This window comes from Gluconobacter sp., assembly GCF_047723935.1.
GTDB lineage: Bacteria > Pseudomonadota > Alphaproteobacteria > Acetobacterales > Acetobacteraceae > Gluconobacter.
The window spans coordinates 365,877-378,519 of the sequence record NZ_JBDOBO010000001.1 but is presented as its reverse complement, the minus strand read 5'-3'; the positions used below and the strand labels follow the sequence as shown (position 1 = coordinate 378,519).

At 57.2% G+C, this 12,643-nt stretch carries 9 protein-coding genes; 3 read left to right on the top strand and 6 right to left on the bottom strand.

Features of this window, described 5'->3' with window-relative positions:
• Positions 1-28: 28 nt before the first annotated feature.
• The 3 genes from ABF979_RS01725 to ABF979_RS01715 all read left to right on the top strand — a co-directional run bounded on the left by ABF979_RS01725 (position 29) and on the right by ABF979_RS01715 (position 3,065).
• Positions 29-895, top strand: coding sequence for a LysR family transcriptional regulator (locus tag ABF979_RS01725; protein WP_415557476.1), 867 nt, complete (start codon positions 29-31; stop codon positions 893-895).
• Positions 896-1,038: 143 nt separating this feature from the next.
• A complete protein-coding gene (aldA, locus tag ABF979_RS01720; protein WP_415557475.1) occupies positions 1,039-2,481 on the top strand; it encodes an aldehyde dehydrogenase in 1,443 nt (480 codons plus the stop codon).
• 56 nt (positions 2,482-2,537) lie between these two features.
• The gene (locus ABF979_RS01715) at positions 2,538-3,065 is read left to right on the top strand and encodes a type 1 glutamine amidotransferase domain-containing protein (RefSeq protein WP_202206430.1); all 528 of its coding nucleotides are present in this window, start codon (positions 2,538-2,540) and stop codon (positions 3,063-3,065) included.
• Positions 3,066-3,074: 9 nt separating this feature from the next.
• On the opposite strand, the gene ABF979_RS01710 is transcribed toward ABF979_RS01715, so the two are convergent.
• The 6 genes from ABF979_RS01710 to ABF979_RS01685 all read right to left on the bottom strand — a co-directional run bounded on the left by ABF979_RS01710 (position 3,075) and on the right by ABF979_RS01685 (position 12,494).
• Positions 3,075-3,425: an STN domain-containing protein gene (locus ABF979_RS01710; protein WP_415557474.1), complete on the bottom strand. Its 351-nt coding sequence runs from the start codon at positions 3,423-3,425 to the stop codon at positions 3,075-3,077.
• Positions 3,426-3,602: 177 nt separating this feature from the next.
• Positions 3,603-4,715: a glycerophosphodiester phosphodiesterase family protein gene (locus ABF979_RS01705; RefSeq protein WP_415557473.1), complete on the bottom strand. Its 1,113-nt coding sequence runs from the start codon at positions 4,713-4,715 to the stop codon at positions 3,603-3,605.
• 10 nt (positions 4,716-4,725) lie between these two features.
• A complete protein-coding gene (locus ABF979_RS01700; RefSeq protein WP_415557472.1) occupies positions 4,726-7,104 on the bottom strand; it encodes a TonB-dependent receptor in 2,379 nt (792 codons plus the stop codon).
• A 99-nt stretch (positions 7,105-7,203) separates the two neighbouring features.
• A complete protein-coding gene (locus ABF979_RS01695) occupies positions 7,204-8,649 on the bottom strand; it encodes an ATP-binding protein (RefSeq protein WP_202206433.1) in 1,446 nt (481 codons plus the stop codon).
• 4 nt (positions 8,650-8,653) lie between these two features.
• Positions 8,654-9,877, bottom strand: coding sequence for a TIGR03862 family flavoprotein (locus ABF979_RS01690; RefSeq protein WP_415557471.1), 1,224 nt, complete (start codon positions 9,875-9,877; stop codon positions 8,654-8,656).
• Positions 9,878-9,962: 85 nt separating this feature from the next.
• Positions 9,963-12,494 (bottom strand): TonB-dependent receptor, encoded by a 2,532-nt coding sequence (locus ABF979_RS01685; protein WP_415557470.1) that lies wholly within the window; start codon positions 12,492-12,494, stop codon positions 9,963-9,965.
• Positions 12,495-12,643 lie beyond the last annotated feature (149 nt).

The window sequence follows — 12,643 nt, the reverse complement described above, 5'->3', positions numbered from 1 at the left end:
AGAGTCCGCTGCTGAGGAAAAATCGTCCATGAATCCGTTGCGTCTTGCACAGCTGGAAATGTTCTGTGCTGTCGTCGAGACAGGAACGGTGGTGGCAGCATCACGGAAGCTGAACTGTGTGGCGTCCAACGTGACGGCGCGCTTGCGGGAACTGGAGCAGCTTCTGGGGCGGGAGCTGTTTACGCGGGAAAAGAACCGTCTCTTTCTGACGCCGGAAGGACGATTGTTTCACCAACAGGCCAAAACCGTCGTGGAAGAGGCACGGCACCTGACAGATCTCTTTTCTGAAGGCGTGCCTCGCGGGATACTGACTGTCGGGGCCTTGGACGTCGCACTGAAGGAATATTTACCCAGTCGAGTCCCGCAGTTTCTGGCGGCGGCACCGGGTGTGGAAATCAGGATCCTGATCCGGCCGACAGATACGCTTGAGCGCATGCTGGTTGATGGCGAGATTGATCTTGCTCTGACGGATGGGCCAATCGAGCATCCCATGATGGGCAGTGCATTTGCCTTTCGCGAGCGTCTGGCACTTATTTTGTCCGAAGGACAGCAGACACTTCAGTCAGGCCAGACAGTCTTTCTGTTCAATACAGACTGTTTGTATCGCCGGTATTTTGAGGCTTGGCTGGAGCAAAAAGGCTTTGGCGGCGGTCTTATCCATACCGTTGAGTCTTATGATGTCATTATGGCCTGCGTAGAGGCGGGACTGGGCATTTCGTGTATTCCGCAGAGTGTTCTTTCAACTCTGGGGGCTGTCCGAAAGACAGGCATTGCTGTGCAGTACCCCACAGATCTTCAGGGCAGTGATATCTATTCGGTCTGGCGGGAGCCGCGAGTGAGCGTGTTGGCCCGGCTGTTCATGGATAGCCTAGGTTCAGGCTCTGAAGACTCATAAATAGTGAATGAAACGCTGATTTATCATCACTTTTAATAAACCGTATCTCTTGCCAGTGTCGGGGCATCGATTGAACCGGCAGCGGTCTCATGCGTCTGGAATAAAGCGGCGCAGGATGCGCTTCCTGAAAGACAGGAGCACTCATGGCTCAGAAATACGATCTCTTCATTAACGGTGAATGGGTTTCCCCGCAGACGGGAGAATGGATTGCTGTCGAAAATCCTGCCACGAAAGAAACGGTCGGCCAGGCGGCTCGGGGTGGTGAAGCCGATCTGGATAAGGCAGTAGCCGCAGCCAAGGCGGCATTTCCAGCCTGGAGCCGAAAGACAGCGACGGAGCGCGCTGATTATGTCCATGCGCTGAAAGATCTGGTGAAGCGGGACAAGAAGGTTCTGGCCCAGATTATTACGTCCGAAATGGGTAAGCCCCTGAAGGAAGCTGAAGTCGAAATTGATTTCGCAATCGGGCTGCTGCGGTTTTCGGCTGAAAACACGCTGCGTCTTCAGGGGGAAATCATTCCCGGGAGTACCCCGGATGAGAAAATTCTGATCGATCGTGTGCCTCTTGGCGTGATTGGAGCCATTACGGCCTGGAATTTCCCCTTGGCTCTTTGCGCTCGCAAGATTGGGCCGGCCATTGCGGCGGGCAATACGATCGTTGTGAAGCCTCACGAACTGACGCCGCTTGCGTCGCTTCATCTGGCAAAGCTGGTTGAGGAAGTGGGCATTCCCAAAGGTGTCGTTAATATCGTCACGGGTGATGGGCCGGAAGTCGGAGTTCCGCTGGTCGCGCATCCGGATGTGAAGCTCATCACCATGACCGGCTCAACGCCTGCCGGGAAAAAGATCATGGCCGCCGCAGCGGAGACGCTGAAGGAAGTTCGGCTGGAACTTGGTGGCAAGGCGCCTTTCCTGGTGATGGAAGATGCTGATCTGGAGAAGGCTGCGGAAGCGGCTGTGCAGTCCCGCTTCATGAACACGGGGCAGGTCTGCACCTGCAATGAACGTACCTACATCCATGAAGCAGTTTATGACGACTTTGTGCAGAAGGTTCGTCAGAAGATCGACGCTCTGAAAGTGGGTTTGCCGACTGACCCTTCAACGCACATGGGCCCCAAGGTGAGCGAAGACGAGCTCAACAAGGTTCACGAAATTGTCGAAAAGGCTGTTCGCCAAGGCGCCACGCTGGAAACTGGCGGGAAACGCTTAACGGGCGGTGTCTATGATAAGGGCTATTTTTACGCCCCTACACTGCTGACGGACGTCTCACAGGATATGGACATTGTTCATAACGAGGTGTTTGGACCTGTCATGTCTCTGATCAAGGTGGCAGATTTCGATCAGGCGCTCGCCTGGGCCAATGACTGCCGGTATGGGCTATCAGCCTACCTCTTTACGAAGGATCTCGGTCGTATCCTGCGTATGACCCGCGAACTGGAGTTCGGGGAGGTCTACGTGAACCGTCCGGGCGGTGAAGCGCCGCAAGGCTTTCACCATGGTTACAAGGAAAGTGGCCTTGGTGGAGAAGACGGTCAACATGGGTTGGAAGCCTATGTGCAGACCAAGACGATTTACCTCAACGCCTGATGTTCAGAAGGGCAGTCCGCAATCGGGCTGCCTTTTTTCATGAAAGGACCAGAAACATGGTTAAAGTTGCAGCACTCGCCACGGATGGCCTGGAAGAAATCGAACTGACGTCGCCACAGGAAGCGCTGGAAAAAGCTGGCGCGACCGTTACGGTGATCTCGTTGAAAGCTGGCGAGTTTCAGGCGGTTAACAAGGACATTTACCCGTCTCGTAAGATCAAGGCTGATCTGGGTATTGCGGATGCCAAAGCTTCCGACTTTGACGCTCTTCTGCTGCCGGGCGGGCTCGCATCCCCTGATAGCCTTCGGATGAACCGCGATGTCGTGGCGTTCGTGAAGGAGTTTGTGAAGGCCAACAAGCCGATCGCTGCGATCTGTCACGGAGCGCAGGTCCTGATCGAAGTCAACGAACTGCGAGGCCGCACCATCACATCATGGCCTGCGATCAAGACCGATCTTGAGAATGCGGGCGCAAGTTGGGTGGACGTGGACGTTGTGACGGACGGTCCCTACGTTTTCTCACGATGCCCCGACGATCTCCCTGCCTTCAACAAGGCGATTATCAAGCATTTCAAGCTGGGATGATTGATAGCGTCACCAAGGTTGAACGAAAGAGTCATGGATTGGGTGGTCGTCCGCTCCGCGCATCAATGTGATCCGCCAATGATCCTTGACGAAGCGGTATCTGAGTCGGCTCCCTTTCAGGGACTTCGTCAAGGCCTGCCGTGCTGTCAGCTTGCCCGAAAGCGCGGGTGCTTTCAGATCCTGGAGGAGTGACGGGTCAACCTCCATGAAGCACCCGGTTTTATGCGCAAGATCCTGAAGCCGCTCGTCCATTCTCTGGATGGGTAAAGCGATAGGGAGCGCATCGTTGGTACACGCCGCAGAAGCCATCACTGGATATGCAAAGACCAGAACAAAGAGGGGAAGGGAGCGAATGGACATGTCGTCTCCTGTCTTCATCATGTTGATCTGTCTGAAACGCCTTTGAGCCGTTCTGGTCGCAGAAAAGAGACAGGGCTGGGCCATTCGGGGCTTGGCTCATGAAAAAACGGTGCTTTGCGCTCGAGAAAACATCTGGAGGCAGAGCACCGTTTTGACAGACTGGTCAGGGCTGGAAACTTAGAAGGCCGTATCGACAAGGTGTCGACCAAGCGCAGGGTCATCCGTAAAGAACCCATCGATCCCCATATCCAGATAGCGGCGAACCTCTGCGATCATGCCTTCTGGGTTCCGGGCTGCGGGCCCTGCGTCATTTCGAAGCTGGGCGGGAAGAAAGTAGTTTTCCGGGCGCGCTGTGTAGGAATGAACGAGAAGGCCTGCGCGGTGAGCGTCATCCACGAGCGAACTGGGCTCGAGCCATGCGCCCTTTGAATCGCGCGGAATGAGATCCGCGTTAGAAGGACCGATGACGTCTGCGTAACGGCGGACGTCTTTGAGACCATCCAGCGTCATCAGATCGCCGAAAGTGGTTGTTTTTCCTGCTGCAGCGAGATCGGGTGGGGTTTGTTTGCGTTCACCCATCAGAAGCATCAGCCGTGTCTGCGGGTTGATGGCTAGTGCCTGCTCCCGGATGCGGGCGAGGTTAGACGTCTCGAAAGACTGGATTTCGAGCGGGGCCTGACGCGTATATTCGTGCGCCGCGATGGTCTTGAGGAAGATCGCTTCCGGATCATGACCAAGACTGTGAAAATGTGTGGAGTGCTTGAGTTCCGGGATCAGCCCAAAGGTCTTGCCGGTAGCGGCAGCCTGAGCGGCGACAACCTCAATGACTTCTTCGAAGGTCGGGATTTCGAAGCGGTCGTTGTAGCGGGTGTTATGGACGCGCAGGGTCGCCAGACGCTCACGCGCACGGAGTGCTTTGAGTTCCGCAAGCGTGAAGTCCGTTGTGAACCAGCCGGTCTGTTTCTGGCCGTCGATGGTGACGGTCTTTTTCCGGTTGGCAAATTCCGGGTGATCGGAAACATCTGTTGTATCGGCGATGTTGCTTTCATGACGGACGACCAGATGGCCGTCTTTCGTCATGACGAGATCGGGCTCGATGAAATCAGCACCGTCCAGCATGGCTTTGGCATAGGCGGCGAGTGTGTGTTCAGGACGGAGAGCCGACGCGCCACGGTGGGCAAACACCAGTGGCTTTGGAGCCAGGGAAGGAGCCGCCTTTGCGGAGCGGCTCAGGTGAAGGGCAGGGAGAGCGGCGGAAAGCAGCCCCAGAGTGCGACGGCGCGTCAGCATGGATCAGTCCTTACAGCGTGGCGTTCAGTGTCAGGAAGAAGCTGCGCGGGGCAACCGGAAAGGCACTGAACTGACCAGACGTTTGGGTCGCGTTGATGGTGGACCAGGCGCGGGTGTTGGTCAGGTTCGTGATGTTACCCTGAGCACGCAGGGCTGCAATGTGCGGAATGCCATGGAATGTGTAGCCCGCGTTCATGTCGAACTGCGCGAACGGGGCCGCGTACATGTCGTTGGTGTAGGTTGCATAACGCTTGCCGGTCACAACACCGATGAACTGGCCATAAGCATTGCCCCAATTGGTGCTGAAGACGAACTTCTCAGACCAGGCAGGCATACCCACAACGTTCTTTCCGGCAGTCCGCACGGTTGTCGTGCCGGTGCTGTAGTTATCGTTGTAGGTGGATTTGTTATAGGACAGGCCGTTGTAGAGCGAGAAATGCTCGCCGAAATGGGATGTGAACGAGAAGTCCATACCATCGGTCGTCACAGAGCCGACGTTTGCCAGCGTGGTTGCGGAGCCGATGATGGACGACAGCGTCTGTGTGGTGGCAACAGCCAGCAGGCGGTTCGAGAAGTGAACGTGGTAGTAGGAGAGCTGGCCTTCGATGGATGTGAGCGGGCCGAGGTGGATCTGGCGGTGCTCACGCAGACCGGTTTCATACGTCCATGATGTTTCCGGCTTTCCATTCTTCTTGAAGTCTTCGAACGCAGCCTGGCTGGTTGCGCCCCAAGGTGTGGCGTTGCCGTAGCCTGCGTCCTGGAAGGAGCGCATGTTTTCCTGAATGGTGGCGAACCACTGTTCATTCGGCGTGATGTTCCAGACGGCACCGAAGGACGGCAGGAACGGACGTTCCGCAGCAATGGTGCCACCCGGAGCGGTGACAGCGTAGGACGGAGAGAGCGAGCCCGCCTTTGCAGCAACAGGCAGCGTGCCGTTCGTGTAAACCAACTCAGACTTGAAGCCGGCTGCCAGCGAGAAGTTTTTGGAAATCTGCCAGTTGTCCTGCAGATGGGTCACGAACGTGTTGGTGTAGAAGTTGTTCGTATACTGGTCGATCAGCGCGTTCTGCTGGCGTTCGTATGGTGTGGTCGGGTTGTTGGCATCCAGCGGGTACCAGCGACGAGCTTGTGTATTGTTGTTGCGCTCATACCAGCCACCGACTTCGATGGAATGCTTGCCAAGGTGATACCGCAACGTGGAGATCAGGCCGCCGCGGTTGTCCCAGTATTCGGTTGTACGGGTCGCATAGCCGGAGCCGCCGAAAACTGTGCTGAGATCCTGCCCGGGGAAGTAGGCTGCGAACAGCGTGGGAAGGCCGGCAGCCGTGATTGGCCCTGCAACGACGCCTTCACCTAAGTCATGATGGTAGTAGATCGAATTATCCCAGTGCAGGTCCGCATTGAAATCGTGCGTCCACTTTGCATAGGCCAGGAAATCTTCCCGCTGGGCTGCAGAGTAATAGTTGCGGTAATTCAGGCCCGCATTCCTGTATTCGGCTGAGTTGATATAGGACTTCGCGTAATTGAAGTTGGGATACGTGAAGGGACGGACATATGTGCCGTAGCCCTGCGGCAGGGTCACGCTGTCTTCGTTCGGTTCAACCTTTTGAGACCAGTCGAAGAAAGCTGAGAAGTGATCATGGGCGCTGTGGTGAACGAACTTGGCATTGACCTGATAGCCGCCCTGATGGCCAGCGAAATCCCACGCGCGTGCATCCTGACGAGCGAATGAGACATAGGCCGAGTTGCCATTTCCGAATTCACCCGTGTCGAGACGCGCGAAGGTGCGGAATGTGGACCAGCTCCCGAAGACCTGCTCGATCTGGGCGCCGCGCTTGCGCAGTGGATCCTGCGTCGTAAATTCAAGTGTACCGCCGAGGTTGGACGTGGAGGCCGTGCCCAGACCGCCTGCGCCGGTGGCAATGGAGGCAGATCCGATGTTTTCGCTGATGGATGCGCGCTGAGGGGAGAGGCCGTTGTAGTTACCGTAGGCCTGATCGCCGAGGGGAATTCCATCAAGCGTATAACCGAGTTGCTCCTTGGCAAAACCATGCACATAAAGCGATGAATTCTGTTCGTTGTTGCCCCAGGGGTCCGCGTTGTTGAACACGACACCTGGCAGGATCTGCAACGCCTTGATGGGGTTGATGCCCGGCATGATGCGCTGGATCTGAACGCGGCCCAGTGTCTGCTCGGAACGGGTCCGCTTTGCGGTGATGACCAGTTGTTCCGATCCGCCGGAAACGGCTGCGGCCTTGTGTGCTGCGGTGTGTTTCTTGCTGTTTGTCGACGCGGTGGCCGCTTTGGCTGAAGGCAGTGCCATGCTCACTGCCAGCGGAGAACAGAAAAGAAAGAGCAGCGCGCGGTTGCGCTGGGATTTGGATGACATGGATAGCTTTCCCGTAACGAAGCGGAATCGGAACGGGCGGAAACTAGTCTCAATATCGTGAGGGGTGTGTGAACCTAGTGTGAAGCTGGGGTGACAGATTTATGACGCCGTTTGCCAGCCTAAGCCGACGATCGCAACGCGGCGGCCGAACGGTGTTTCCTGCAACACTATGACTTCTCTTTCTTCGAGATATGTCAGTTGGCGGCGGGCGCGTCCCAGGGAATGGGTGCCATAGGCGCGAGCCAGAGCACTGTCATCCGGGCAGGTTTCCGAATCGAGCGCTGTACGGGCCAGCAACAGGAAAACGCCCTGAACGTCTTCCGGCAGGGATGCTGCAACAGCTTCGGCTTTCTGCCAGTCCTCGCTCTCCGCACGCTCCCGATCCAGACCTGCGCGGATCGTAGCGAGGATGCGCTGGAAGCGGCCCAGATCAAGGATGTTCCGTGACAGACCCTGAATACGGGCTCGAAGCTGGAAGTCCTGATAAAGGGTGGCGAGTGGCTTGTAATCGGCGCCGTCTTCAGAGGCGACACCAGCAACCATGTCCCAGATCTGCGCGGGATCAATTTCAGTAATGTCGGCCGTTGCTGCAGGTTCTTCGGCGGCTTCCCGCGTTGCGCCATAGGCATCAAGCTGCGCGAGAAGATCCGGCGGCGGCGGACGCGTTTCGCGGCGGGGGCGGGGCGAAAATTCGTGGACGGGCTCGAGAATGATGTCTCGCAGGTCCTCGGCATCCATGGGCTGCAAAGGAACGAGCACTGGTCCCGTGTTGTGGCTGGCTGTTTCAACGGGGCCGATTGTCAGCAGCTTCGGACGACGGGACAGAGCTGGGCCGAGCGCCATGAACTGCCCGCGGGCAAGATCACGGAAAGATTCTGCGGCCCGACGCTCCATGCCCAGAAGATCTGCGGCGCGGGCCATGTCGATGTCGAGGAAGGTCCGGCCCATCAGGAAGTTCGAGGCTTCTGCCGCGACGTTCTTGGCCAGTTTGGCCAGACGCTGTGTTGCGATGACACCGGCCAGACCACGTTTACGCCCACGGCACATGAGGTTCGTCATGGCACCGAGTGAGAGGCGGCGGGCTTCATCGGATGTGTCCCCGCCCGCAACCGGTGCGAAGAGCTGGGCTTCATCCACCACAACCAGAGCCGGATACCAGTTGGCGCGTGGTGCTTCGAACATACCGTTCAGGAATGCGCCGGCTGCACGCAGCTGCATTTCGGCTTCCACCTGTTCAAGGTTCAGCACAACAGATGCACGATGCGCCCTGACACGTTCACCGGCTGCACGCAGGCTGGCTTCGGACTGGTCTTCCACGTCAATGACCAGATGGCCATAGCGGTCTGCCAGGGTGACGAAGTCGCCTTCCGGGTCGATCATGACCTGTTGAACGAGGGTTGCGGTCTGTTCCAGCAGTCGGCGCAGAAGGTGGGATTTGCCTGAGCCGGAGTTACCCTGAACCAGCAGGCGCGTGGCCAGCAGTTCCGGCAAATCAATGCAGGTGTCTGAGCCGTCGCGGCCCTGTCCGAGAACGATGGATGTCATGGGGTCAGCGGATACCCGAAACTGACGATTCTAGCCACCCAAGGACGCCCTTTGCGGCGGCAAGACCGGTGGAAAAACATCCCTGCAGAAGATAACCGCCCGTCGGGGCTTCCCAATCCAGCATTTCGCCCGCTGCAAAAACACCGGGATGAGTCTTTAGCATGAAATTTTCGTCCAGCGCGTCCTGGCGTAATCCTCCTGCTGTCGAGATGGCGCGGTCGAGCGTGTCGGTCCCGGTCAGGGCGATGGGGAGGGCTTTCATGGCTTGAGCAAGCTGGAGAGGTGTCGCCTGTTTTGGTGTTGTCTGTCGCAGGAGTTCTCTGGAGGCGCTGTCGAGAGAAAGAGCTTTGCGGAGCCGGTTGGACTGGCTCTCTCTGGGACGCTGGGCCTGAAGGCGTTTGAGAATGGCGTCTTCGGAGAGAGTGGGACGGAGATCCAGTGACAGGGTGGCGGTGCCTGTAGAGGTAATGGCATCACGGAGAGAGGCCGAGAGGGCATAAAGGGCAGAGCCTTCCAGTCCGCGCGGCGTAATGGTGACGTCCCCACGGGTTTCCGTCCCCTGAAACGACAGTCCGACGGAATGGAGTATCTGTCCGTCATGGCGTTGCAGGACGTCATCGGGCCAGTTGGGGATAAAGCCGCAGTTTGACGGTTTGAAAGGGGATGTTTCCGCAGGAAACAGACTGGCCCAGCGCCCGTCTGACCCGAGGCGGGACCAGCTTGCCCCGCCTGTGGCCATGAGTGTGGCATCCGCAGAAAACGTGACGGGGCCTTCAGGGGTTTCAAAGGTCAGTCGTGAACCCTCCCATCCTGTGAAGCGATGGCGTGTCCTGATTTGAACACCTTGTTCTGCAAGTCGACTGAGCCACGCGCGAAGCAGAGGAGAGGCTTTCATACTTTTGGGGAAAACACGCCCGGAACTTCCACTAAAGCACTCCTGTCCAAGGTTTTCCGCCCAATGACGCAGGGCGTCTGGCGGGAAGTTCAGCAAGGCTGGGGTCAGCCAGTCTTGGGCCGTTCCATAGCGTGTTATGAAAAGGTCGAGTGGCTCAGAGTGGGTCAGGTTGAGGCCACTTCGGCCTGCCATGAGCAGTTTCCGTCCCACGCTGGGCATCTGCTCAAAGACTTCGACATGACATCCGTGGGCGGAAAGATACTCAGCGGCGAACAGTCCGGCGGGACCTGCGCCAATGATGGCAACGACTGGCGGCGTGGGGAAAGGGCTCATGGCTGTCTGATTGCCATGAGCCGGGTCGTTTGTCAGGTTCTACGTGCGTCTGAGGCCGGGGTTATCAGCCTCAGAATATACTGTTTTAGAAACCAGCGCTGATGGAGCCGGTTGCTGCGAAGGGTGCTGCAATGGCGTAGGTCGGGGCGGTCCCCTTCACCGTGTTGCCGAAGATACCCTTCATTGCTGTTGCGTTCGTCTGCACGCCTAGTGGGAAGCCCAGATAGTGCTTGTTGGCGATGTTGGAGATGTTGAGCTTGATGTTCGGGCTCTGCAGGAAGCCGACATTGTGGAAGCGATATCCAACCGTCAAATTCATGCGGACATAGGACGGAACAGCCTCGTCGTTCATGAATGTGGAATACTGCTTGGCAACGTATTTCACGTTGTAAGCACCGAACAGGCTGCCGTCATCGTAATCCAGGTTGAAGCCGACCTGATACTTGGGTGTTTCAGGCGCGAACTTCCCCTTGGTTGGGAGATAATCGACAGAGCTGCTGCTGCCGCCCTTCAGGTTGCTGGTCGTGCGCGCATCGACATACTCGAACGAAACATAAGGACGCAGGTGGTAGAAGATCGGACGTGTGCCGATTTCTGCATCCACACCATTTGAAGTCTGTCCACCAGCATTGATGTTGTTGCTGAAATAGTTGGAGCAGGCATCATCCATGCACTGGCTCTGGGAGAAGAAGCGGTTTGTGAAGTCGTAGTGGAAGTAGGTGATCGAGGCCATGACGGTCGATCCGGTGTAGCGCCAGCCTGCTTCTTCCGAAATCGAGATTTCCGGGTTCAGGTTGGTGATGCCATGTGTCGCGTAGCCGCTGCCCTTGTAATAGGCGCCTGCGTCGAACAGGGAGAAGTTCGTAGGCATCCGGAAGTTGGTCGCGCCTGAGATGAAGATCTGGTTCTCAGGGTTGATCTGATACCGGATCGACGCCGTTGGCAGTGGCTCGTAATAGGTTTTCTTGATGTAAGGGCCCGTGGATGTGTTGGGCAGCATGTTGTGTGCGTCACGGGTGACGATGGCGTATTTCAGGCCGCCTTCGATCGTGAGCTTGTTGTTCAGCAGGGACAGGCTGTCACCGATGAACATCGTGTGCACGCGGGTCTGTGTGAGGTTTGAGCGATACTGATACGTTGCGCCATTATCAAAGACGTAATTCGCAGCCTGTCCCCAGACGCTCCACGGCGTACCGTCGGCACCAATACCTGTGGCAGGGCCGCTCTGGATCTGCTTGGAATATTCGAACCAGTAACCAACCATCAGACGGTTCACGCCTGTCGTCAGCGTCAGCTTGGTGACAGCGCCAGGACGATACGTCGTTGTGATGGACGGTTCATAGAGCAGCGTACCCTTGGCAACGGTTTTGCCTTCAAGGCTCCCGCTCATGGACGTGGCACCATAGCTGGTGGGGACTGCATATGCGCCGCCGCCGCTACCGCTGCCGTACCAGAAGTAAGGCGTTTCCGTTAGCGTCAGGTGATCCGTCAGCTTGAAGGTGGATGGCGCGCTGACATAGATGTTGGTGAACGGGTTCTGGTGGAACTTGTAGTAGTCCGCGTCGCTCTTCGTGCTCTTGCCCGTCGGGTCCTTGTACACGCCGTTATAGACGGTGTTTGAGATCGTCGCGCCGGACGTGTTCTTGAATGTCGTGCCGTTCGGTCGGGTACAGGTCGCACCAGCCGAGCAGGACGATACGTACTTGTCCTTCACGCCCAGTCCGTATTCGTCCCACGACGCCATGTTCACGGAGCGGTTCAGGTAGTTGTAGAGGCGGTTACCCACGATCGCGAGAGAGACGCGGTTTCCGTCGCCCCAGTCGTTCACGATCTTGCCTTCCGCGTGCAGCTTGCGGTTCGTTGCTTCACTGTGGATCGCGTCTTCGGTTGCATAGGAACCGGAGAAATACGCACGTAGGTTCGTGTGGCCAATCTTGCCTGTGTCGAGGCGCAGGAAGCCGCGGGTGTAATCATAAGAGCCGTAAGAAACGTCGAACGCTCCGCCCGCCTTCATCTTCGGGTCAATCATGTACATGTCGACCACGCCGCCTGCGGCGCTGAGGTGGGGGCTGTCCAGATCGGCAGAACCCTGCGCCAGATTCACCTTCTGGAGGTTTTCGGAATCCACGATTTCCTGGGAGTACGTCTGGAAGGAGCCGACGTCGTTGATCGGGAAGCCTTCAAGCGTAAAGCCCATCTGCGTCTGGTCGAGGCCACGGGAGCTCATGTGGCTTCCGGTCAGTCCGGCAGGATCTGAAGAAGAGACGTTGGCGCCGGGCAGCAGCGCAATGAGCTGCATCGGATCCTGACCTGGTGCCTGCTTTTCAATGAAGTCGCGGGAGATACTTGAGACGGATTTCGCCGCGTCCTGCTTCTGCATCAGACCGCCACCGACGTCACGGCGTGTTACACCATCAAAGTACTTGCGACGCCCGCTGACGGAGACGTGCTCTTCATGCACTTCATCTGTCGGTGCCGTATTGCCCATCATGGATGGAGCCGCAGCCTGATGACGGGCTGGCTTATGATCCGGACTGGAGGAAGATGGTGCCGCCAGTGCAGGAGCGGCCCCCAGGGCCATGAGGGCGGACGTTGATAGAAGGCGTGCAAGGCGCATCAGAAAGATGGTCTTTCTCGGATAGTGAAATAAGCGAGGAGGGAAAAACCACGCTTTGTCACACTCTTCAACAGTTTGGGATGTGAAACATTAAGACATAAATAATCGTGATATTTCCGCAACAAAAAGTGGCGTGAAAGCTTCTTTTG

Coding starts and splice junctions, on each gene's coding strand:
- ABF979_RS01725 (WP_415557476.1), top strand. CDS start 29: ATGAATCCGTTGCGTCTTGCACAGCTGGAAATGTTCTGTGCTGTCGTC.
- aldA (WP_415557475.1), top strand. CDS start 1,039: ATGGCTCAGAAATACGATCTCTTCATTAACGGTGAATGGGTTTCCCCG.
- ABF979_RS01715 (WP_202206430.1), top strand. CDS start 2,538: ATGGTTAAAGTTGCAGCACTCGCCACGGATGGCCTGGAAGAAATCGAA.
- ABF979_RS01710 (WP_415557474.1), bottom strand. CDS start 3,425: ATGTCCATTCGCTCCCTTCCCCTCTTTGTTCTGGTCTTTGCATATCCA.
- ABF979_RS01705 (WP_415557473.1), bottom strand. CDS start 4,715: ATGCTGACGCGCCGTCGCACTCTGGGGCTGCTTTCCGCCGCTCTCCCT.
- ABF979_RS01700 (WP_415557472.1), bottom strand. CDS start 7,104: ATGTCATCCAAATCCCAGCGCAACCGCGCGCTGCTCTTTCTTTTCTGT.
- ABF979_RS01695 (WP_202206433.1), bottom strand. CDS start 8,649: ATGACATCCATCGTTCTCGGACAGGGCCGCGACGGCTCAGACACCTGC.
- ABF979_RS01690 (WP_415557471.1), bottom strand. CDS start 9,877: ATGAGCCCTTTCCCCACGCCGCCAGTCGTTGCCATCATTGGCGCAGGT.
- ABF979_RS01685 (WP_415557470.1), bottom strand. CDS start 12,494: ATGCGCCTTGCACGCCTTCTATCAACGTCCGCCCTCATGGCCCTGGGG.